Here is a 23,121-nt window from a genome sequence, read left to right on the forward strand (position 1 = left end):
TTCGACTGGGATGGGATCATTTATGAGTCAACGTACATTACACTCCTTATTTAAACCCACATCCGTAGCGATTATTGGCGCCTCCAATAGCGAGAAACGTGCCGGTAATGTGCTGATGAAAAACCTGCTCTCGAGCGGATTTTCAGGCCCCATCATGCCCGTAACGCCAAAATACCGCGCGGTAATGGGGGTGCTTGCCTATCCCAATATTGAAGCCTTGCCGATAAAGCCCGATTTAGCGGTCATCTGTACCCGCGCCAGCCGCGTGCCTGCCATCGTCGAAACTCTGGCCCAATTCGGCTGTAAAGTGGCGATTATTATGGCCTCCGGCATGGCACAGGAAGTCAATGAAGAAGGTGTCAGCCTACTCGACTTAGCCATGCAACATGCTAAACGCTATGGCATGCGCATTCTTGGCCCCAATAGTTTGGGGATGTTGTTGCCGCCGCTAGGGCTCAATGCCAGTTTGGCCCATGCCAGCGCCCTGCCCGGTAAAATTGCCTTTGTATCGCAATCTGCCGCCATTTGTACCACAGTGCTGGATTGGGCGAACAACAAAGGCATTGGTTTCTCATCCTTTATCTCCCTTGGGGATGCCACCGATATTAACTTCGATGAGTTACTCGATTTCCTCGGCCGCGATAGCCGTACCAGCGCCATCATGTTGTATATCGATTCGGTCAATGAAAAGCGCCATTTCCTCTCCGCCGCCCGTGCCGCTTCCCGCAATAAGCCCATATTAGTGATTAAATCTGGCCGCAGCGCCGAAGGAGTACGTGCCGCCAAATTACATACAGGTGGAATTGGCGGCAACGATGCCGTGTACGAAGCCGCCTTTAGGCGCGCGGGTATGTTGCGGGTGAATGATTTAATTGAACTTTTTGCCGCGGTAGAAAGCCTTGCCCACTCTAATCCATTGCAGGGCGAACGATTAGGCATTATCAGTAATGGTGGCGGCCCTGCGGTGTTGGCCGTTGATGAACTGATCCTACGCGGTGGCAAACTGGCGGAATTATCCCAAGACACCATAGCCAAACTCGATGCCGTACTGCCCAATACTTGGTCGAAACAAAACCCCGTCGATATTATCGGCGATGCCAACGCCAGCCGTTACGCCAGCGCACTTAATATCTTGATGGATTGTGAAGAATTAGACGCCATCTTAGTGCTGCACTCGCCCTCCGCCCTTGGCGAAAGTGTCGAGATTGCCGATGCCTTAATTAAAGTGATCCACGCACATCCGAAGAAAAACCGCTTAAATATCCTCACCAACTGGAGCGGTGAAGACTCGGCCTACCAGGCCCGCAAACGCTTTACCAAGGGCGGCATCTCTACCTATCGCACCCCCGAAGGTGCGGTAGGTGCCTTTATGCATATGGTGGAATATCGCCGTAACCAAAAACTGCTGCAGGAAGTGCCGCAGTCGATCCCCGACAATATTCCAACCGATAGCCAAACGGCGCGAAAACTGCTGCAAGCAGCGCAGGCCAAGGGCAAAGCGGTGCTCGAAACCCACGAAGCCAGCCCGATTTTGCGCGCCTATGGCCTCAATACTATCGACACTTGGTTTGTCAAAGATGCCGATGAGGCCGTCGCCATCGCCAACGAGGCGGGTTATCCCCTCGCGCTCAAGGTGCAATCACCGAATATTTTGCATAAATCCGATGTCCACGGCGTCATGCTTAACCTCACCTCGGCAGAAGATATTCGCCATGCCGCCAATGCTATTACCCAGCGGGTGCATCAGGCCAATCCCGACGCAATTATCGAGGGCATGATAGTGCAGAAGATGGCCTTGACCGCCGGCGCGCAGGAAATTCGGGTCGCCGTGATAAGTGATCCCGTGTTCGGTCCTGCCATCTGTTTAGGTGAAGGCGGCTCGGAGTGGGATCCGACTCAAGATGCTGCGGTCGCCTTGCCGCCACTCAATATGGCGCTGGCCCGCTACATGGTGATCCAAGCCTTAAAGACCCATAAGTTAAAGGATAGGCATTTACCGCTGGGGCTGGATATGAACGCCCTATGCGTGATGCTGACGCAAATTTCCCACATCATCATCGACTGCCCAGAGATAGCATCGTTAGATCTTAACCCTGTGCTGGCGGCAGGGGAAAACATCACCCTGCTCGATGTGAATATCCGTCTGCACGATGCCAATACCGATAACACCTCACGCCTTGCCATCATGCCTTATCCCAAGGAATTAGAGGAATTTGCCGAGCTTAAAAATGGCCTTAAAGTCATGCTGCGCCCCATTCTGCCCGAGGATGAACCCAAGCATTTAGCCTTTGATAATTCCCTCTCCGATGAAGATAGATACAAACGCTACTTTGGTGTGCGATCTAAGATGACCCACGAGGAAATGGCGGTGCTGACCCAAATCGACTACGCCCGCGAAATGGCGTTTATCGCCACCGCCAAAGGGCCGGACGGTGATGACATTACCTTAGGTGCAGTCAGGGCCTCCATCGATCCCGACAATACCGAAGCCGAATTTGCCATGGCGGTGCGAGGCGATCACCAAGGTATTGGGCTGGGTAAATTACTGCTCGAAAAATTGATTAAATACTATCAAGCCAACGACACCCCAGTGCTGACGGGCTTTACCATGTTTGAAAACCGTAATATGGCAAGCCTTGCCAAGAGCTTAGGCTTTAAAGTCACCTTCGATATGGAGGAGCATTTGATCAAAATGCATATGGATCTTAAGGCGCCCATCGCCAATAGCAGTCAATAGCGCGAAGCAAGCTTCGGTTCGCTGAACACAATAAAAAAACGCCGCACTCAAAAGATGCGGCGTTTTTTATTTTTCATGCAGTGAGCGCTTAGCTGAACCCACTAAACCCCGATTTACTGCTCATCTTAATGTTTTGATTTTTTATGCACGCCTTTAAGCAGAAACACTAAGGGCACGGCGGATAACGTCACCCACATCATTAACCTAAAGTCCTGCAAATAGGCCAAGGTAGCCGCCTGACGATTCACTTCGGCATTGAGTAAGGCCATGCCCTGCGTCGTCGATAAATCTACCGCATGAACATCCACTGCATGTTGCAGCGCAAAACTAAAGGGATGAATGTAATCGGCAAACACCGCATGATTCATCTGTGTGTGCTGGGCAAGATAGGTGATCACCACGGAGATCCCTATGCTGCTGCCGATATTTCGCATCAGGCTAAAGAGTGCAGTCCCCTCATTACGGTATTTCGCCGCTAAGGTTGCAAAGGTAATGGTCGAGAGTGGTACAAAGATAAACCCTAAGCCAAGGCCCTGGATAATCCCAGTGCGCACTATGTCCCAGCCGGTAATATTGGTGTTAAAACCCGTCATCTCCCATAGGGACAAAATAGTGAGCATCAAACCTAAGAATATTTGGTAGCGCACATCCACTTTCCCGGCGAGTTTACCCACAGTCATCATGGCGATCATAGTGCCGACGCCCCTTGGCGCCAGCAGGTAACCCACATCAATCACAGGATAACCTAACAGGTTCTGCATAAACGGCGGCAGTAAGGCCATGGTCGCCAGCAGAATAATCCCAATAATAAAGATGAAGATAAGCCCCACACTGAAGTTTCGGTCCTTAAACAGCCCGGGCTCAATAAAGGGATGTTTATGGGTAAAGATATGGGCCACAAACAAATAAAACGCCATGCCAGCAATAATGGCTTCGATAACAATTTCGCGACTAGAAAACCAATCGAGGGATTCTCCCCTGTCGAGCAACATTTGCAGGGCGCCAATGGCCAGACTCAACATGGCAAAACCGAGTAAATCGAACTTACGACTATGGTCCAGCGGCGTTTCTTTCACATAGGCGGCAAGACCAAACCAGGCCAATAATCCAAAAGGCAGGTTGATATAGAACACCCAGCGCCAGTTGTAATACTCAGTTAACCAACCACCGAGGGATGGCCCCAAAATCGGCCCGACCATCACCCCCACTCCCCAAAGGGCCATGGCCGAACCATGGCGCTCTGGCGGATAACTGTCGAGTAATACCGATTGGGATAAAGGTACTAAGCTGGCACCAAACACCCCTTGCAATAAGCGAAATAACACAATTTGCTCAAGGTTTTGCGCAGCGCCGCAGAGCATGGAGGCAATCGTAAAGCCAACCACGGCCCACATAAATACCCGTTTACGCCCAAGCCTGGCGGTTAAAAATCCCGTCAGCGGCATAAAAATCACCGCGGCCACAATATAGGAGGTTAACACCCAAGAGATCTGATCCTGAGTCGCCCCCATGCTGCCCTGCATATGGGGCAAGGCCACGTTGGCAATCGTAGTATCGAGCGCCTGCATAATGGTCGCCAGCATTACCGAAAGCGTGATAAACCCAAGGTGTTGCTCAGACTTAGGTTTAGTATCGGTGTGTAAAACATCGCTCGAATTCACGCCCTTAGATTGGGCATGGTCTTGCCCTGCTATCACTTGCTGACTCACAGACTAAAACCCAACAACTGGCGTTGATATTCAGTATCGATATCCACCACGGCGCTTAATCCAGCACGCAGCGGCGCCTCGGGTAACACAGTATCAATGGCAATTCGCACCGGAACCCGCTGGGCGATTTTCACCCAGTTGCCCGTGGCATTTTGCGCGGGGATCAGCGAGAACTCAGCGCCCGTTGCCGGACTTAAACTCTCGACCGTACCTTGCCAGCGATTGTCGGGAAAGGTATCGATATGAATATTGACCTTTTGTCCGGGTTTGACGTGGGTTAAATCGGTTTCGGTGAAGTTCGCCTCAATCCATAGGGCATGATCGGCCACCAGCGCTAAAGCGATGGCGCCAACATTCACATATTGTCCCAACTTAGGCAGTTGGCTAACGACGCCAGATACTGGGGCTTTAATCTCCACGCGACTTAAATCAAGCTTGGCTTCATTTAATTGGGCTAAAGCTTCTAAATAGCTGGGATGTTGTTCAATCGGAAAATCGGGGCTACCGCCTAAGCTTTCGGCAATGCGGTGTAAATCTTTTTGAAGGGTCTGAATATTCTGCCGCGCAATATCGGTATTTTGTCTTGCATCCTCAAGCTGAGATTCGGACACAAAGTGTTTACCGATTAAATTCTCCTGCCGCTTTTGCTCTTTCTCGGCAAAGGCTAACTTGGTTTCAGCTAGGGTAATTTCGGCTTGTTTCTCATGGTAACTCGCCTTGAGTACTGCTAAATCGGTTTTGACCTGCGCCAGTTTGGCACTCGCCTTATCGACCATCACCTTAAACATGGCATCGTCGAGGCGAAACAACACTTGCCCCTTCTCAACCCGTTGGTTTTCCACCACATACAAGTTGTCCACATTCCCAGCCACTTGAGCACTCACGGGGACTTTATCCGCCTTCACATAGGCGTTATCGGTTTCCATGTAGCGGCCGCCATGCAGATAAACCGCACCTATGGCCAAAACAGATAACAGGGGAACCACAATCAGCAACACGCTGCGTTTTTTACGCATATTATCTTGAGGGGCTTGAGGGTTTGCGTCACTCATTACAACAACTCCAACTTCACTCACGTTCTATCACAGGGATGGGTTATCAGCTTTGATTAGGCTGAAAAATTTTTATGAATTTGCGACAACAAGCGGATCACCGTTTGTGACTCGGCTTCATCAAATCCCTTAAAGGCTTGGGCGTACACTATGGTTACGGCGCGTTCAATTTCGGCCAAATGGGGCGCAGCCGCTTCAGTCAAAAATAACTGAAAAGCGCGTCTGTCCTTGGCATCGGGTCTACGTTCAACCAGCGCCGCATCACACAGCACATCAATTAATCTCGCGGCCGTGATAGGTTTAATCTCGAGGCGATCCGCCAGTTCAATCTGTTTAAGACCTTCATTACGGGCGATATGCAATAAGGCTCTCGCCTGAGAAAGTGTCAGTGAGCAGTCTGCAGTAGGCCTATAGGTTTCTTGGAATACGCGGCGCATCATGCGGGTAATGTCACTTAAGAGTGCGCCTAGGGTATTTGATGATGATTTCATAAGCCATCCATATAGTAAGCATTGCTTATTATATGAATGGTATGCGATGTAAAGCAATTGCCCATTTAGGCAACATAGGTAACAAAATGCAAATGCTGCGGGAGGATCCTGATAACTAATTGATAAGAGTTGAGATTAATTTTTATTCATTGATTGATACAGGGTCATTAGCGAAAGTGCCTTTGTGCGAAAGTGTCTTTGAGCGAAAGAGCCTTAGAGCAAAAGTGCCTTAACCGAATAGTCAACATGGCACAGACTTGCACCTCGGCTCATATGTTTATTGCACCTAAGCTCGCGCGCTATCCACAAGCTTATAGGTTTACATTCGAGCGACCTGTCAGCTGAAAAAACTAGCCAAACTATCTCGATAAGTAAGCCTTATCACGAAACTGTTTGCCAAGCCATCACACTAAACTATCTTGCCCAATTTGCTAGCCGCGCACGCAGTTACGGCCATCGGATTTGGCTTCATATAAGGCTTTATCCGCTCGGCTAAATAAGGTTTCGGCATCATCCCCTTTTTGCAACGAGGCTAAGCCGATAGACACAGTAATCGCGCCCAGTGAGAGTTTTTTATCTTTGCCTATGGCTAAACGCCGCTCTGAGATACGCTCCCTTAAGGTTTCGGCCACTTGGAGCGCATCGTGGAAATGGGTGTTAGGCAACACCACCACAAACTCCTCGCCGCCATAGCGGGCGACAAAGTCATCCCCCCGCACACATTGTTTGAGGGCGAGCGCGACATAGGCTAAAACCTTATCCCCCACTTGATGACCATAGGTGTCGTTAAACAATTTAAAGCGGTCAATATCGATGAGTAACAGGCTGCAACGGGTTTGTTGTTCTTCGGCGCGATGAATATGATCTTGAATGGCAATCTCGTAGGCGCGGCGGTTATGCAGTGAGGTCAATTGATCTGTCATGGCCGCTAAACTTAGGTTCTCCATCTCGGATTTTAAGTTCTGCACCTCTTGACCCATGGCCGTTAAGCTTTGCTCCATGTTCTGGTTGTTGATTAATAGATTTTGCATTTCATCTATCACCCCACCCACTAATTGGTTCAAGGTGCAGACATCGGGGGTTGATTGCAATTGCAGTCCAAAGTCCACCAAGGTACTTGAAAAGGCCTCCGTCCCTTGGGTTAACTGAGAAATTTTACTGATCAGTGAGTTGATCAATATTTGAGTTTCAATTTGGACATTCTCAATCACTTCTGGGGATTTTTCTTGAATAAAATTCTTGTACAGGCTGGTATTCACCTCTTTGGTAAACACCACTTTGTTTGCCAGAAAGCCATCAATGGCGCGATTTAAGTCGAGGTTTGACTGGGCAAAATACTCATACCAAACCGTGTAGTTTTCGGGGGTCACGGGAATATCAAGCGCAGACATTTGTGGTACGGCTAATCGCAGGATTTGCGCCGCCGAATCGAGCTCTTTGTTTGCTGCAGAAGAAGACATGAATCGCGCACCCAATGGTTGTTATGTTTTTGTGTCATTTAAGTTAACTCAACTACTTCAATTTGGATACTGGGCACAATGATTATTATGATGGCGCGCAAAAAACAAAGGAGGATGTTGCCATCCTCCTTTATGTATTCACCAGCACACAGAACTTAGCCGCGGCAGCGGGCAAAAATATCTAACTTAGACTGATACACTTGGGTCTGTACGTTCATTAATCCCAGCAGACTGTCGAACAAATTGTCGTGGGAAAAGCCGCCCTTCTCGGCCTCTTTGACCAAACATGCCATATTCAAATGGTTGTCTTGGCTGAAATCCTCCGACACCCAGGCCAGCATAGGAATACTGGTCTGTTCAATCGGCGCAATACCGTACGGCGCGCCATGCAAATACATGCCTTTCTCACCCAGAGATTCGCCGTGATCCGACACATAGAACATGGCGGTATCAAACTTGGCCTGTTGCTGTTTAAGCTTATTCACCACTTCACTGATAATGTAATCGGTATACAAAATCGTGTTGTCATAGGTGTTCATCAGCTCTTCGGCGCTGCAGTTTTGAATGTCGCTACGTGGGCAATCCGGCGTAAATTTACGGTGTTCTGGCGGATAGCGCAGGAAGTACGTCGGCCCGTGGCTGCCAATCACATGCAGGGCTATCACAGTGTCTTTCTGCTCCGCATTGGCTAAGGCTTCGTCGAGTTTATTGAGCAGCACTTGGTCGAAACAATATTGTCCCGAGCAGAGTTCTGGATCGCTATTCAAGTCAATAGTGATGTTTTCAACCTGATCGCACACCCCTTTACAGCCCGAGTCATTATCAAACCACTGCACTTTAATCCCGCCGTGATTTAACACATCGATGGCCGTGTCTTGGGCATAGGCGCGGCGAGAATCGTAATCCTCACGTCCCATCCGCGAGAACATACAAGGCAGCGAGACCGCTGTGGCTGTGCCGCAGGAATGGGTATCTTTAAAGGCAATCAAGCCTTGGCCCTCTGTGTAAGCATTGGTCGGTTTATCATAACCATAGTATTGATAGTTCATTGAACGGGCTGTCTCGCCCACCACCAGCACTAACAGGTTAGGTTTACCATTGGCATTGGTTGTCACATTTTTGGCATCCAAGCCCAGTTGTTGGTATTCAATCGGCGTTTGCAAATAGTGCACATTGATGTACTTAGCGGCCGCGCCAATAAAATAGGTCGGCACAATATAACGCTTGATCTCATCGTTATTGCGGCCAAAGGCGGCGTAATCTTGGAAATAGAAGAAGGCGATAATCCCAAGCCCCGCTAGCATCGCCAGCATAAACAAGACTTTATGCAGCAACTCTTTAAAAAATGGCTTGTATTGAATATTGGCTTTGTAAATCAAATAGGCGGGTAAAATCCCCGTGAGCAGCATGTTGAGGATAGAAGCAAAGTTCACATACATCAAGGCTTCAGCGCTGTTGGTTTGAAAGGTGTTTTCAATCATGCCGTAGTCGAACACGACATTGTATTTGAGCGCCGCAAAAAACACGCTCGATGACAGCAGCGTGAGAATGATAAAAAAGGGTTTTACTAGGTATTTCACCGTAAACAGCGAAAACACAAAACTCAGTGCAAAGGTTAAAAACAGCGGCATGGATGCGATAAAAATCGGATCCACATCGGGCTGTTTTCCAATTCCTTTCTTGATGACTTCAAAGAGTGGGATATTAAAAACGCAAACGTAAAATAATGCGGTGATAAAGGTGAAGCGGTTCACGGTTAGAGTTTTAAATCTCGTCAGCACTGGTAATGCTCTCTTAAATAAATAGTGGGCCGAAACTAGCTTAGTTTTCTTAAGGGAATCTTATGCCTAAAAATGAATGTCATCTTAGCAACTGAACTTGGCCTACTCAATAAAATGATTAATATTATTAACAAGTTAAAATACGGATTAAAAAAACGGCCGAACCTCAAGGCATTCGACCGTTTTTTGCTCCCCAACCTATAGGGACTTGCTCGGTGCTAATCGCGACACTTTTTGTGTGAAAAGGTCCCGATTATTTTAACTGCTGTAATAAGTAGGCAAACGCCATTGAATTTAGGTCCGCAGCTTGATTATTATCTGCAGCCCCAGCATGCCCACCTTCGATATTTTCATAGTAAAGTACATCGATACCCATGTCCTTCATCTTGGCCACCATCTTACGCGCGTGTCCTGGGTGAACCCTGTCATCACGGGTTGAGGTGGTGAAGAACACCTTTGGATAATGCGTATCCTTGTGCAAATTATGGTATGGCGAATAGGTTTTAATGTAAGCCCATTCCTCTGGAACATCGGGATTACCGTATTCCCCCATCCAACTTGCGCCGGCGAGTAACTTATTGAAGCGGTACATGTCGAGTAACGGCACTTGGCAGACCACGGCATTGTAGAGATCGGGACGACGGGTAAAGGCGGCGCCCATCAGCAAACCACCATTACTGCCACCTTGAATACCTAAATGCTTGCTCGAAGTGATCTTACGGGCAATGAGATCCTCAGCAATGGCTTCAAAGTCCTCGTAGGCCTTATGACGATTTTCCTTAAGCGCCGCTTGATGCCACGCAGGCCCATACTCGCCGCCACCACGGATATTCGCCAGCACATACACACCGCCCTGCTCTAACCAGTTTTTACCAATGGTTGCTGAATAGGCTGGGCGCAGTGACACTTCAAAACCACCATAACCATAAAGCAGTGTTGGATTGCTGCCATCGAGCTTAAGATCTTTTGCCATCACCACAAAATACGGCACTTTGGTGCCATCCTTTGAGGTCGCAAAATACTGCTCGGTGGTAAATTTATCCGCCGCAAATTGCTGAGGCATACCTTTCATCTTTTGCGGTTTTAGCGCCTTAGCATTGACGGTATACAAGCTCGATGGCTCAAGGAAGCTTGTGTAATTGACAAAGAAATCATCACTGTCGCGCTCCATATCCATCACGGTAAGCGCACCGTTGGCCTCAAAGGGTACCGGCGTGCTTTGCCATGCGCCTTTCGCGTCTTGCTCATAGCGAACCAGTTTGCTTTTCACGTTATCGAGCCAATTAACAAAAATCGCGCTCTTACTGAACGTTAACTGGGCGATTGATGCGGTCGGCGTTGGGCTGACAAATTCAGTAAAGGCGTCTTTTTGGGCAATCAAATCCGCCACATTGGCGTACACTACTGCGCCTTGGCTGAATGTCGCCGCAGGGGTTGCTAAGTCACTCTTAAGCTCAATAAACAGCTTGCCTTGGAAATAACCTTTAATCTCGGCATCCTGTGGGAGTGGCAGCTTTATGAGTTTGCCGTCTAGGTAAACATATTGAGTAGCGGTGTAAAAGGTATGCGCCTCTGTGACTAGGCTCAGTGGGGTTTTGTCGTCAAACATCACCCAACCCGATACCGCGACCGAGGTTTTGTCGCCACTGAAAATGGTTTTAGCTTGCTCAAGCGGCGTACCACGTTGCCATAACTTCACCACGCGGGGATAACCCGAGTCCGTCATGCTTTGGCCATCGCCAAAGTCGGTACCGACAAAGGCCTGATCGGTATTAATCCAACTAAGGCTAGATTTCGCTTCTTTTAAGAAGAAAGGTTTGTCTTTCGCAGGCACAAAGTCTTTGGTGGTTAAATCAAATTCACGCACTTCGACCGCATCGGCGCCGCCACGGGACAAGGACACAAAGCAGCGCTGATTCTGTGGATACTGGCAATCAATGCCTTTGAATACCCAGTTCACCGCTTCGGTTTTGCCTAAGGCATCGACATCGAGCACGGTTTCCCACTTTGGATCCGCCTTGGCGTATTCTTCCATCGTGGTGCGACGGTAAATCCCCCGCACATGTGTATCATCCTTCCAAAAGTTATACAGCTTATCGCCAATATGGGTGGCGTAAGGAATACGCTCTTTGTCATTGAGGATAGCGAGGCTGTTGGCAACTAAGGTATCGAAGCCTTTGAAGGCTTTAATTTCAGCGGCTGAAGTGGCATTTTGGGCCTTAACCCACTCCATTGGCTTTGCGCCTTCAACCTCTTCAAGCCAAAGGTATTTGTCTTCTTCGGCGTGGAGTTGACCACTCATAGTGAGTACCCCTGCGATGCACCAAGGCAGTAATTTACGATTCATGTTATTCCTTTTTAAACAGAGCCCTTAAACATAGTCCTTGAACAGAGCCCTTAGATTGAGTCCATCTTGATTTCTGCCCTACATTACCTTAATTGACCTCCAGTTCAACCTTTAATACAACAAGAATGTAACAAAAGGTAAGATATTGTAATCACGGATGATTAATCGAGAATGAATCGAAAATATTCGAGATGTTATGCGGGCGTGTTGACGTTTCGAGATTAGATTTTGTTCGTTCAGGCAAACACGTGCTCGCGAAACGAGAAATGATGTGTAGTCTACTCAAATGACGAGCGGCTCTTATGACAGAAAGTAAGAACAAGGGCTTGCCAGACGAACCCTTCGGGCAGCATTTGGCTGGCGTTTCTGCCGCGTTATCGTCCGTTTATGTAGAATAACTACACTGCACGGACTTTGCCTTGCATAAAAGCCAGCCAAATTGCTGCAAAAATAACCCTGAAACGTCAACACGCCCGCCAAAAAAAGCGCCCATTAGGGCGCTGTAATCAATACTGAATCGCGAGTAAACGCTGCCATTAAAACTCTTGATTCATCCGCGTCAGCAGACTCAGCAGTAAGCTTCGCTCCTCTGCAGTCATCTTAGCCGTGAGATCGGTCGTTAATTGCAAATGCAGTGCATCATGCTCGAGGAACAGCGCCTGACCTTTCTCGGTAAGCTCAACCAGAATCGAGCGTCTGTCACTCTCATGGGGACGGCGCATCACCCACTGGGACTCGACCATTTTATCGATTTGTACGGTGAGCGTGCCTGTGGTCACACCGATTTTGTCGGCCAGTTCCTTCATTCGCATCGCGCCGTGCACACCCAACAACTCTATCGTGTGTACCTGCGACAAGCTAAAACCCTTATCGCGCACAATAGCATGCTCCCACGATGATAATTTTTCATAAAACTCAATAATCACATGGTTCAAGGCCTGATCCGTAGAATGGGCGGACGCGGCTGATAAAGCATCATGCGGGTGTGCAACTGTCATTAGGCTTCCTTAGCCACACACTCACGTTGACGGCAAGTATGCAGCTCAATGGTAATATGGGATAACTCAGGGAACTTAGTCAGTAACTGATTAAAATAACTGGCTTCTTTCGGTGAGTGAGACACAATGGACACCATAATAGCATGGTGATCGGCACTCACGCGCCAAATATGTAAATCGGCGACTTGATGATCCGGTACCGCCTCTATGGTCTCACGCACTTTGCGCTGTAGCGAGGCCTTTACCCCACCGTCCAACAGAATTGGACTGGTCTGTTGGATAAGGCCCCATGACCAGCGGCTGATAATAATCGCACCAACAATCCCCATAATAGGATCGAGCCAAGTTAAGCCCATATATTTACCGAACAACAGCGCCGCAATTGCCAGCACTGAGGTTAACGCATCGGCTAAAACGTGGAAATAGGCGGCCCTCAGGTTGTGATCATGGCCCGAGTGCCCGTGTGAATGCCCATGGGAATGACCCTGTGCGTGGCTGTGTGAATGGTCGTCATGGTCATGGTCATGGTCATGGTCATGGTCATGGTCATGGTCATGGTCATGGTCATGGTCATGGTCATGGTCATGGTCATGGTCATGGTCAGCAGCATGATGATCGTGCCCATGGCAGCAATGATTATCTTGATGCTCTTTATGATCATCATCGTCGTGATCATGGTCGTGTGAGTGACTGTGTGAATGTCCATGCGAGTGGCCGTGTGAATGCCCGTGTGAATGTCCATGGTCGTGGGAATGGTGATCTTTCAATAGGAACACACTCAATACGTTCACGCTTAAGCCAATCAGGGCGACAAAAATCGCTTCATTAAAGTGAATATCCTCAGGGTTAATCAAGCGCATGCCCGACTCAATTAACATCACTAAGGCCACTAAGCCTAAGGCGATGGCGCTGGTGTAACCGCCAAGCACACTCACCTTTCCTGTACCAAAGGCAAAGGCCGGATCATTAGCATGCTTACGGGCATAGGAATAGGCAAACAGGGTAATCATAAAGGCGGCGGCGTGGGTACCCATATGCCAACCATCGGCCAGCAAGGCCATAGAGCCATAAATTGTCCCCGCCACAATCTCGGCCACCATGGTAATCACGGTCAGATACAACACATAGCGAGTATTTTTTTCGCCCGCCGTATTTTGGTTAGAAAATCCATGGGAATGCTGCCACTGCGCGACAGAATGCCCAAGCCCGGTACGCTGCATCGGCTTCTCGGTTGAAGATGTTGTTTTCATTATTTTTTCCTAAGCGATTTCCCTAACTTGCATAAATGAGTGAGCGTAAATTCATGCAGCAAGAGCAAACACGCTGTGGTGATTGATGACTTCTGCCGTCAGTTTAGTTTGAAAATCAAAATATATAAATATCAAAATAATCATTTTTCAAACTATTTGCACAACTGTTGCTAAATATCACAGGATTTAACGCAGGCAAAACCAGCACCGCGGGTGTTTAGCAATTACGCCATCGCTTAGGCAAGACTAAGCACGACAGCTCAGGAGATTGAAATAAAGAACGGGATAAACGCTATAGGACAAATAACACAAAGGCACTTAAATCAATCGACTTAAGCGCCTCTGCATGGGAAGGGATTTGAATGCAATATCAGAACATGGATACAAAGAATGCACTGAAAAATAAAGCAATTACAACTGTCGTACCTAGCGCCATTTTTAGTTCGGTGTTCATATTCACTCTCCTAGTTGGTATAACCCCATTATTATCAAGGCTGAGAAAAATGCCTATATTGAGATAGTTATTTTGTGAGCAAGAGCTAAATAATCGTGCACTTTTCACACCGCTCGGGCTGGCAAAGTGATGCGGCTCACATTACACCCTCTTCCCTAGCGCACGTAATTATCGAAATCAAGATTGGGCAATCCATTTATTCGATTAACATTCCGGCATGATTTTTGGCAAATTTTGATATACTGCCGACGTAATTCATTGACCGAGATAATCCTATGTCACAACTGTTACACACCATGCTTCGCGTCGGTAACTTAGAACGCAGTATCGCTTTTTACACTCAAGTGCTGGGCATGAAGCTGCTACGCACCTCCGAAAATCCAGAGTACAAATATTCCCTCGCCTTCGTGGGTTACGGTGAAGAATCAACGGGTCAGGCCGTCATCGAGTTAACCTACAACTGGGGAACGGAAAAATACGATCTCGGCACGGCCTTTGGTCATATTGCCATCGGTGATGAAGACATTTATGCCCGCTGCGAAGCCATTGCCGCTGCGGGTGGTAAAGTCACCCGCGCGCCCGGCCCTGTTGCTGGCGGCACCACTGAAATCGCGTTTGTGGAAGATCCCGACGGTTATAAGATTGAATTTATTCAAATGAAATCGGCGACCCAAGGTTTAGGTTAAGCCTTTAATCTTCCCGCCTGATATAAAAACGGCGTTTGCATGCCCTGCAAACGCCGTTTTCTTTACTCATTGATAAATGCCAACACTGCAGACTATCGCTTGCCCTCGGCGGCCATCGCGATACGGCTGCTGCGTTTCTTCTGCCAAATGGGTTAACGCCACGCGAGCAACAAACCAAAGCCGAGGATATACAGACTCGGTTCGATAATTTCGGACTTTACCGACCAATAAAAATGAATCGGCGCCAGAATCGCCACGACATACACCCCATTGTGTAGCGTTTGCCAACGGCGACCCATCTTACGCATCAAGGCTTTAAAGGACGTCAGCGCTAGCGCGGTGACTATCACATAGGCCAGTGCGCCGACTAAAATATAAGGCCGTTTCGCCACCTCGCTGAAGAATAACTCCCAGGCAAACAGCAGATCTAAACTAAAAAACGCCACAATATGCAAAGTCGCATAGGCAAACACATACAAGCCAACCAAGCGGCGCGTCTGCATTAACCAGCCTAACTTTAATCCCTTAGCAAGGGGCGAAATCAACAGCGTCGCCGCTAACGCATTCAACGCGCCAATGCCAGTAAAGTGGATAATATGCTGCACGGGATCGCCGCCAGCACGGCCCGACTGCACAGTAAAAACTAACCAAGCAATCGGGATAAGCCCAATCAAATGAAAGACTAGTTTGACCCAGAGCAGCTGTTTTGGCGTGACTCTTAACGCCGTGATGTTGAACATAAGACTCCTACTCTTTTTGCCCTTTAAAGGTGCCAACAACTATCTCACTGGACAGATATTGCCACTTGTTCGCTAGGCGCAATCGACTGCGCCTAAGAATACGCCCGCCATGGGTTAATAAAATTGCCTTAAATCCATGCCTTCATATAAAGAAGCAACAAATTCGCCATAGCCATTAAAGGGCAAGGTATCGATGCGTTTTGCCGAGAATAACCCACCCTCGCCGATGCGCCGCTCGCTCGCCTGCGACCAACGGGGATGATCCACCGCAGGATTCACATTGGCATAAAAACCATACTCATGGGGCGCAAGTTGATTCCAACTGGTGGGCGGCTGCTTGTCCATCACCCGAATGCGGACAATGGATTTAATGCTCTTAAAACCGTATTTCCAAGGCACCACTAAACGGATCGGCGCGCCGTTTTGCGGCGGCAAGGTTTTACCGTAGAGTCCGACCGACATCAGCGTCAGCTCATTCATCGCCTCGGCAATGGTTAGACCTTCCACATAGGGATAATGAATACCGCCGCCCATTAAACGGCTCTTTTGTCCCGGCATTTGCTCGGGATCGAAGGCCGTTTCAAAGGCAACATACTTACCTTTACTGGTCACCCCGACTTTTTTCAATAAAGCGGCGAGTGGAAAGCCCACCCAAGGGATCACCATGGACCAAGCTTCGACGCAGCGCAGGCGATAAATGCGTTCTTCTAGCGGAAACAGCTTAGTCAGATCTTGATAATCGAGTGTCATCGGGCGCTCCACTTCGCCTTCGATACGTAATTGCCAAGGGTCGACCTTAAACTGCTGGGCGTTATCAGACGGATCCTGCTTGCTGGTACCAAACTCATAAAAGTTATTGTGGGTGGTGACCTTATCGACGGGCGTTAGCACTTCGTCCTTGCCAAAGCGCGCATTGGCCTCAAAGGTTAATGGCGTGGTGATAAAGCTGGTTTTGGGTTGTTCGCCAAACAGATCGAATAATCCCGCCTGCACATAACCCGGAATACTAGCCCCAATCGCGCCAAGGCCCATAGCTTTGACTATATGGCGGCGCGCCTTAAACACCGATTCGGGTGTCACTTGATTATCTTGGATATGCCAGCGCGCTTTTTTCAAAATACCCGGTGTAAAACGTGATTGATTAGCCAATGGACACCTCTGCAAAAATAAATGTTATCTACCGACGCTTAACTCGCCCTCAGCGCTAGCCCAAAAACCTCAGGTACATTTACCTGTGTTGATAAGCTGTAGGGATATAGACACAGATAACAGCAAAAAAATTTCATCCCTCACAGTATCTCAACTTAAGCGACTAAGTCTTGCTCATTTGAGTCATCGCCTAAACAGATTGTTTATTAAAGCACTTGAAGCCTTTTTAGGGGCATGCGACCCTAGGCGCCACAGCTAAAGGAGTGCTAGTAAGATGCCATTTTCTCAATCTTTTTCCCTCGCCCAGTTCATCGGCCTACTCGCAGTGGCCTTTTTAGGACTGTTAATCGGTGCCCTGCTCAATCAACGTCTCACTCGTTCTCGCTGGCAACAGTTTAAAGACGAATTAGAGCAAGAAATGCGGCAGGTAAACGAAGACGCCGAGCTCTCCCTCGCCCAGCAGCAAATTTTAGTCGACGATAAAGACAGCCAACTGCGCCAGTGCCAACAGCGCTTAGAGCAAAAGATAGAACAACTGGGCAAAGCCGAAGCCATGGCCGAGCGCCTGCCGAGTTTAGAGCAACAACTTGCCGACAGCCATCGCCGCCAACTCGAACTACAGCTGGCCTTATCCAAATCCAATGCGATGCAACAAACCATTCAAGCCAAGGCCGATGCCCAGCAATCCGCGATGCAGGAAAAAATCGCCACCTTAGAAATGGCCGAAGTGCGCCTGCAAACTCAGTTTGAGAACCTTGCCAATCGTATTTTCGAAGAGCGCAGCGAAAGCTTTAAACATCAAAATGCTAACCAGTTAGAAGGCGTGCTCGGGCCGTTAAAGCAACAGTTAGAAGGATTTAGACAGCAAATTCGCGAATCCTACAACCATGAACAGTCGGAACGCAGCGCCCTTAAACATCAATTAGAACACCTGCGCGAGCTCAACTTAAAAATGAGCCAGGATGCCATCAACCTGACCAAAGCCTTAAAGGGCGATAACAAGCAGCAAGGTAACTGGGGCGAAGTGATTTTAGACCGCGTGCTGCAAGAAAGCGGCCTGCGCGAAGGACACGAATACCACACCCAGCAGGATCTGAAGGACGACAGCGGCAAACGCTTTAAGCCAGATGTGATCGTACATTTGCCTGAAAATAAAGATGTGGTTATCGATGCCAAAATGTCGCTTATCAGCTACGAGCGCTATTTTAATAGCGAAGATCCACTGGTGCGTGAACAGGCCATCAATGAACATGTTTTATCGATCCGCAATCATATTAAGGGCTTGAGTCAAAAGGATTATCAGCGTTTACACGGCCTCAAAAGCTTAGATTATGTGCTGATGTTTATCCCGATTGAACCCGCGTTCTTGCTGGCCCTAGAGCATGACCCAAGCCTAGTGAACTTTGCCCTTGAGCAAAATATTATGCTGGTCAGTCCAACCAACCTCTTGGTTGCCCTGCGAACAATCAATAATATCTGGCGTTACGAGTATCAAAACCAGCACGCCCAAACCATTGCCAAACAGGCGGGTCGCATCTACGACAAACTCTGTGGCTACCTCGATGATATGGAAAAACTCGGCCGAGCTCTGGATAACGCCGAAAAAACCTATCACAGTGCCATGAACAAATTGTCATCGGGCAAAGGCAATTTAGTGCGTCAAGCGCATTTAATGCAGCAACTAGGTGTTGATACCAGCAAACAACTCGATAAGATGTTACTTGAGAAGGCGCTCAATGAAGCCTTAGACGAGGGTGATGCCCAGGACAACAGTGATGATGACACAAATCGCGATACGCTTTTGACCCATACTGAGGATGCCACCGCACTCGAACAATAACGATAACCACGCAGTTTAAAAGCCAATAACTCATAATCCTGAATCGATAGGGAAAAGTCGATTGTAACCTTGATGCCCGGAGGCAAGTTCTGCATGTGCAACCCATTGACAAAGATGGTGTTATCCAGCGCAATTATCATCGTAGGGGCATTTAATGCCTCTGCGGCTTTCGCGTTAACTTCTACTCAGAAGACCTTTCTTGAGGCTGAAAAAGCCTTAAAGAAACAAGACTATGCCACCTACAAGCCCCTGCGTGCTAAGTTAGGCGAGTATCCGCTGGCGATTTATCTCGACCATGATATCGACATTGGCAAGCTTAACGATTTACGCGGCAACGACGCTAAGGCCATGATAGATAAATATCAAACCACGCCAATGTATCAGCGCCTTCGTTCAAAATATTTATTAAATGCCGGCGGCCAAAAGCGTTGGAATGACTTTTTGAGCCTCGCTCAAGATGCGCCGACCGATGTCAGGCTGCAGTGTTATTTTTATGAAGCCAAACTCGCCAAGGGCGAAACCCAAACCGCCTACACGGCGGCGCAGTCACTTTGGGTTTATGGCGATTCCCGTCCCAAGGAATGCGATCCCTTATTCAATGCTTGGACCAAAGCAGGTAAGCGCACCCAAGATGTGATTTGGGCGCGGATGTTACTGAGTTTCGATGAGGGCCAAACTAGCCTGCTCAGTTACTTATCGCAAAAAATCACCGTGCATAGCGCCGAGGCAAAACGCTTAGTGGCGGTATTTAAAGATCCCAATAGCCTGCGCCATACCGAAAAATTTAAGGATAAAAATCCTATTGTTGGCGATATCGTTGCCGCAGGTTTAAAACGCCTTGCCCGTAAGGATCTCGATCAAGCCATCAATTTATATACTCGGTATCAAAAAGCAAAACGCTTTACCCCAGTGCAGGATCAACAGCTGCAAAAGTACTTGGTACGCCGCGTGTTGATTGAGCAGGATGATAATTTTAAAGACTGGGCCGATAACCTGCTGCCCGAGATGAAAAGCGATGATATGTTCGAGCGCCGCTTACGCTGGGCTATCCGCGAGCAGGACAACACCCATATCGCGCGCTACTTAGATTTATTATCGCCCGAGACCTTAGCCAAAGAGCGCTGGCAATATTGGCTGTATCGTACCAACGCAAAACACGCCCCCGAAAGCGCCACCAAGGCGTTAGCGGCGGTCAGTAATGAGCGTAACTTTTACGGTTTTGCCGCATCGCAGTTATTGAATAAGCCCGTGTCCTTAAATCAAAGCCCTGAGCCTGTGGTGGATGGGACCAGTCAAAAACTCGAAGACGATTTAGGCTTTGTGCGCGTATTGGAACTGATGGCGCTGGACCGTTACTTCGATGCCCGCTATGAATGGGTTGCCCTGCTAAAACGCAGCAATAATGAGATGCGCGCCCGCTATGGTCGTTATGCCCACGATCAAGGCTGGTATGACTTTGGCGTGGAAGCCAGTATCCAAGGCAAGCTATGGGATGATATTCCCCTGCGCTTCCCGATGGCGCATCAATCAGGCTTTGAACATGCCAGTAAAAAGCACAAGGTCAATATTGATGAAATTCGTGCCATTAGCCGCCGCGAAAGTGCGTTTTTCCTCTACGCAACCTCTGGTGTCGGTGCCCGCGGTTTAATGCAGATCATGCCTGCCACCGCTAAGGCGACCGCGAAGAAACACGGGGCTAAATACAGTGATCCAAAGGATCTCTACAGCGCCGAGCTTAACTTAAATTTAGGCAGTGCCTATTACGCGCAATTGTTGAATGATTTCAATCAAAACCGCGTGTTAGCGACCGCCGCCTATAACGCTGGCCCCTCGCGGGTTCGCCGCTGGTTAGCGGAGTCGAATGGTCAACTCGATGCCATGAGTTTTATCGAGTCCATTCCCTTTACCGAAACCCGCGAATATGTGCAAGCCGTGTTAAGTTATCGGTTGATTTACGAAGCGCAAAAACAAAAGCCGCAGCCTTTATTCAACGAGGCTGAGCTTAAGTTCCATTACTAAGCCGCATGGCGGAAATGGGATACTAATCGAATAGCAATCGAATAGTAATCAAGGTGGCGTTGGCCACCTTGATTATTTTTGGAGGTATCAAAATGCCGTTTACACTCACGCTTAACCGTATGAGTATTAAATCGGCAAACGCACTCAAGCGAGGTAAACTTGTTTGCACTCTTGGCCACTAAATGCGAATAATTAGCGATTAGCCATTTACCCCCCAGTTTCGATGCTCAATCTCAGCGGTTTATCCTTAAGTTGCGAATACCAGCCCTTTGTCTGTCCCCACACTCAACGCATTCATGGCTATGAAGCACTCGCCCGTTTTTACCTCGAGCAGGGTCAAGCCATCGCCCCGAATCTCATCTTTGAGCAATTACACGAAGCCAGCGAACAACTGGCGGCAGTTGAGTTTCAGGCAAAAGCCTTTCAGCTCAAACACGCTCCACGGGACCTGCGTTTATTTGTGAATGTGGATCCCCACGCGGTAGATGGGGCGAATACCCCAAAGTTACTCGAACTGCTATCGCAGCATCCGCAATTGACGGTGGAAATCATCGAAAACACCTGCGTGAGTGATGCCGAGCTCGCGAATCGCTTGTTCCATCAATTTAAAGCGGCCAATATTCAAGTGGCGCTCGATGATATCGGCGCGCCCCACTCCATGCTCTCCATCGATTTAATGATGAATGTGGATTACCTCAAATTTGACCGCTACTGGCTTCAATTAATCGACGCGCCCCATGGTATCGCCCTGCTCAGCGCCCTGATTGAATTTGGCAAACGCACGGGTAAACAGTGCATTTTAGAAGGCATAGAAACCGAGGCACAGCTCCAGCAGGCCCGCGAGCTGAATGTCGATTGGGTTCAAGGATTCCTATTCAAACCTTGGTTTATCCGCCCAGAGCAAAGCGAAAGGTTAATTTGTTAGGAAGGAATAAAATGGTTGCGGATGCCGATGACGGCATTGATATCATCGGCCCGTTTATCTGGCTAAAAACGAATCCCCAAACGACGGTAAACTAAGCTCAGATTTTGGTTCTTATCTACGGATAAAATACATTTACTTACCTAAAAACAATCAGTTGATAAAACAATAGCCGTTTACAGCACCGAAGCCATTCCAACAATAAGGGCGCTATAGAGAGCGCCCTTTTTAAACGATATCTTATCGATGGTACAACTTAGAAGGTCGAAGCATCGATCACATAGCGATATCTGGCTTCTTTGTTGACGACTCGCTCCCAAGCATCGTTAATCTGCATTGCTTTAATCTTTTGGATTTTTGGCAACACTTTATTAGTGGCGCAATAATCCACCATTTCCTGAGTTTCTTTAATGCCACCAATAAGGGAAGCATTAAAATTAACGCGTGAGAAAGCAAGGCTCAGGGCGTTGATGTTAACTTCGAAACCATTGGGCATACCCACTTGCGTGAACGTACCATAAGGTTTAACTACAGATGCATAAGCGGCCACATCGTACTCATAGGGAATCGTGCTGAGCAAATAGTCCATTTGACCGCGATAATCTGCCAGCTTACTCAGATCATTCACCACAATGGCCTCTTTGGCACCAAACGCGAGAATATCCTTCACTTTATCGGGAGAGGTTGTAAAGGCATACACTTCTGCGCCCTTTGATACTGCAATCTTGATTGCCAAATGCCCTAAACCGCCGATACCTGCAATGCCAACTTTAGTGCCAGGTTTAAGGCTTGCACGCATCAGTGGTGAATAAGTGGTGATCCCCGCACACATCAATGGTGCGGCGTCTGCTAGATCGACACTCTCAGGCACATGCATAACAAAGTTTTCTTCAACAACGATATTGTTTGCATAACCACCCTGCGTGATACCCGTTGGCGAGCGGTCATCTTTAGCACCATAGGTAAAAATAGTGTCGGGACTATATTGCTCCTCATCGGTTTGATGGCTGTGATTATGATTACCGACCATACAGCCGACACCCGCACGATCGCCGACTTTAAACTTGGTCACATTCTTACCGACAGCGGCAACAATACCGACGATTTCATGGCCTGGCACTTGTGGATATTGCTGTTTACCCCAATGACCTTTTTCTTGGTGAATATCCGAGTGGCAGATACTGGCAAAATTGATATCGATTAACACATCATTATCGCCAACAGGACGGCGTTCAAACTGCCATGGTTTGAGTTTGCCTGATTCATCAAACGCGGCATAACCACGGGATTGAATATTGCCTGACGACTCGCTCGCAAACACATTCATGGAGCCGCCCAGCATAGCGCCTATGCCAATCGCGCCGGTCAGTTTAATAACGTTTCTACGCGTTTTATCTGTATCTTCACACATTTGATTATCTCCTTAACGAGTATGAATAATGTCGTGCCTGTAGCTCAGCGAACGCGCTCAGCTACAGGCGATAGC

At 48.3% G+C, this 23,121-nt stretch carries 16 protein-coding genes; 5 read left to right on the forward strand and 11 right to left on the reverse strand.

Going from position 1 to position 23,121, the window contains the following annotated elements; translation table 11 throughout:
• Positions 1-22: 22 nt before the first annotated feature.
• Positions 23-2,737 (forward strand): acetate--CoA ligase family protein, encoded by a 2,715-nt coding sequence (locus N5E87_RS11485; RefSeq protein WP_086904270.1) that lies wholly within the window; start codon positions 23-25, stop codon positions 2,735-2,737.
• Between the two features lie 125 nt (positions 2,738-2,862).
• Here N5E87_RS11485 and N5E87_RS11490 read toward each other — a convergent pair whose 3' ends face one another.
• From N5E87_RS11490 to N5E87_RS11525, 8 genes are all read right to left on the reverse strand, one after another.
• Entirely contained in the window at positions 2,863-4,446 is a 1,584-nt protein-coding gene (locus N5E87_RS11490) for a DHA2 family efflux MFS transporter permease subunit (RefSeq protein ID WP_086904271.1), read from the reverse strand.
• Positions 4,443-5,498, reverse strand: coding sequence for an HlyD family secretion protein (locus N5E87_RS11495; RefSeq protein ID WP_011626091.1), 1,056 nt, complete (start codon positions 5,496-5,498; stop codon positions 4,443-4,445). Before N5E87_RS11495 ends, N5E87_RS11490 begins: the two co-directional genes overlap by 4 nt.
• Before the next feature lie 56 nt (positions 5,499-5,554).
• Positions 5,555-5,989, reverse strand: a complete 435-nt coding sequence (locus N5E87_RS11500; protein WP_086904272.1) for a MarR family transcriptional regulator — start codon at positions 5,987-5,989, stop codon at positions 5,555-5,557.
• Between the two features lie 431 nt (positions 5,990-6,420).
• Positions 6,421-7,449: a GGDEF domain-containing protein gene (locus tag N5E87_RS11505; protein WP_086904273.1), complete on the reverse strand. Its 1,029-nt coding sequence runs from the start codon at positions 7,447-7,449 to the stop codon at positions 6,421-6,423.
• A gap of 155 nt (positions 7,450-7,604) precedes the next feature.
• Positions 7,605-9,230, reverse strand: coding sequence for a phosphoethanolamine--lipid A transferase (locus tag N5E87_RS11510; RefSeq protein ID WP_086904274.1), 1,626 nt, complete (start codon positions 9,228-9,230; stop codon positions 7,605-7,607).
• Positions 9,231-9,483: 253 nt separating this feature from the next.
• The gene (locus N5E87_RS11515) at positions 9,484-11,577 is read right to left on the reverse strand and encodes a prolyl oligopeptidase family serine peptidase (protein ID WP_086904275.1); all 2,094 of its coding nucleotides are present in this window, start codon (positions 11,575-11,577) and stop codon (positions 9,484-9,486) included.
• Positions 11,578-12,113: 536 nt separating this feature from the next.
• Positions 12,114-12,575, reverse strand: a complete 462-nt coding sequence (locus N5E87_RS11520) for a MarR family transcriptional regulator (protein WP_086904276.1) — start codon at positions 12,573-12,575, stop codon at positions 12,114-12,116.
• Positions 12,575-13,825, reverse strand: coding sequence for a cation diffusion facilitator family transporter (locus tag N5E87_RS11525; RefSeq protein ID WP_279775331.1), 1,251 nt, complete (start codon positions 13,823-13,825; stop codon positions 12,575-12,577). The genes N5E87_RS11520 and N5E87_RS11525 overlap by 1 nt, the downstream gene beginning before the upstream one ends.
• Positions 13,826-14,554: 729 nt before the next feature.
• Here N5E87_RS11525 and gloA point away from each other — a divergent pair.
• Positions 14,555-14,965 (forward strand): lactoylglutathione lyase, encoded by a 411-nt coding sequence (gene gloA / locus N5E87_RS11530; protein WP_011626085.1) that lies wholly within the window; start codon positions 14,555-14,557, stop codon positions 14,963-14,965.
• Between the two features lie 152 nt (positions 14,966-15,117).
• Here the strand turns inward: gloA and msrQ are convergent, their stop codons facing one another.
• Entirely contained in the window at positions 15,118-15,705 is a 588-nt protein-coding gene (msrQ, locus tag N5E87_RS11535) for a protein-methionine-sulfoxide reductase heme-binding subunit MsrQ (protein ID WP_086904693.1), read from the reverse strand.
• A 114-nt stretch (positions 15,706-15,819) separates the two neighbouring features.
• On the reverse strand, positions 15,820-16,854 hold the full coding sequence (gene msrP / locus N5E87_RS11540; protein WP_086904694.1) for a protein-methionine-sulfoxide reductase catalytic subunit MsrP: 1,035 nt from the start codon (positions 16,852-16,854) through the stop codon (positions 15,820-15,822).
• 274 nt (positions 16,855-17,128) lie between these two features.
• Here msrP and rmuC point away from each other — a divergent pair, with 274 nt between their 5' ends.
• The 3 genes from rmuC (at position 17,129) to N5E87_RS11555 (ending at position 21,638) form a co-directional block, all read left to right on the forward strand.
• Complete coding sequence (gene rmuC / locus N5E87_RS11545) at positions 17,129-18,694, forward strand: DNA recombination protein RmuC (RefSeq protein WP_086904695.1); 1,566 nt, start codon at positions 17,129-17,131, stop codon at positions 18,692-18,694.
• A 93-nt stretch (positions 18,695-18,787) separates the two neighbouring features.
• Positions 18,788-20,713, forward strand: coding sequence for a transglycosylase SLT domain-containing protein (locus N5E87_RS11550; protein WP_086904696.1), 1,926 nt, complete (start codon positions 18,788-18,790; stop codon positions 20,711-20,713).
• 223 nt (positions 20,714-20,936) lie between these two features.
• The gene (locus tag N5E87_RS11555) at positions 20,937-21,638 is read left to right on the forward strand and encodes an EAL domain-containing protein (RefSeq protein ID WP_086904697.1); all 702 of its coding nucleotides are present in this window, start codon (positions 20,937-20,939) and stop codon (positions 21,636-21,638) included.
• Positions 21,639-21,891: 253 nt separating this feature from the next.
• Here N5E87_RS11555 and N5E87_RS11560 read toward each other — a convergent pair whose 3' ends face one another.
• On the reverse strand, positions 21,892-23,046 hold the full coding sequence (locus N5E87_RS11560) for an NAD(P)-dependent alcohol dehydrogenase (RefSeq protein ID WP_086904698.1): 1,155 nt from the start codon (positions 23,044-23,046) through the stop codon (positions 21,892-21,894).
• Positions 23,047-23,121: the final 75 nt, after the last annotated feature.

Origin of the sequence: Shewanella sp. GD03713, from assembly GCF_029843705.1 — a bacterium.
In the GTDB taxonomy this organism is placed as follows: Bacteria; Pseudomonadota; Gammaproteobacteria; order Enterobacterales; family Shewanellaceae; genus Shewanella.

Excerpts from the sequence above, each read along its gene's own strand:
- N5E87_RS11485 (WP_086904270.1), top strand. The coding sequence starts at position 23 with ATGAGTCAACGTACATTACACTCCTTATTTAAACCCACATCCGTAGCG.
- N5E87_RS11495 (WP_011626091.1), bottom strand. The coding sequence starts at position 5,498 with ATGAGTGACGCAAACCCTCAAGCCCCTCAAGATAATATGCGTAAAAAA.
- N5E87_RS11500 (WP_086904272.1), bottom strand. The coding sequence starts at position 5,989 with ATGAAATCATCATCAAATACCCTAGGCGCACTCTTAAGTGACATTACC.
- N5E87_RS11505 (WP_086904273.1), bottom strand. The coding sequence starts at position 7,449 with ATGTCTTCTTCTGCAGCAAACAAAGAGCTCGATTCGGCGGCGCAAATC.
- N5E87_RS11515 (WP_086904275.1), bottom strand. The coding sequence starts at position 11,577 with ATGAATCGTAAATTACTGCCTTGGTGCATCGCAGGGGTACTCACTATG.
- N5E87_RS11520 (WP_086904276.1), bottom strand. The coding sequence starts at position 12,575 with ATGACAGTTGCACACCCGCATGATGCTTTATCAGCCGCGTCCGCCCAT.
- N5E87_RS11525 (WP_279775331.1), bottom strand. The coding sequence starts at position 13,825 with ATGAAAACAACATCTTCAACCGAGAAGCCGATGCAGCGTACCGGGCTT.
- gloA (WP_011626085.1), top strand. The coding sequence starts at position 14,555 with ATGTCACAACTGTTACACACCATGCTTCGCGTCGGTAACTTAGAACGC.
- msrQ (WP_086904693.1), bottom strand. The coding sequence starts at position 15,705 with ATGTTCAACATCACGGCGTTAAGAGTCACGCCAAAACAGCTGCTCTGG.
- rmuC (WP_086904695.1), top strand. The coding sequence starts at position 17,129 with ATGCCATTTTCTCAATCTTTTTCCCTCGCCCAGTTCATCGGCCTACTC.
- N5E87_RS11550 (WP_086904696.1), top strand. The coding sequence starts at position 18,788 with ATGTGCAACCCATTGACAAAGATGGTGTTATCCAGCGCAATTATCATC.
- N5E87_RS11555 (WP_086904697.1), top strand. The coding sequence starts at position 20,937 with ATGCTCAATCTCAGCGGTTTATCCTTAAGTTGCGAATACCAGCCCTTT.
- N5E87_RS11560 (WP_086904698.1), bottom strand. The coding sequence starts at position 23,046 with ATGTGTGAAGATACAGATAAAACGCGTAGAAACGTTATTAAACTGACC.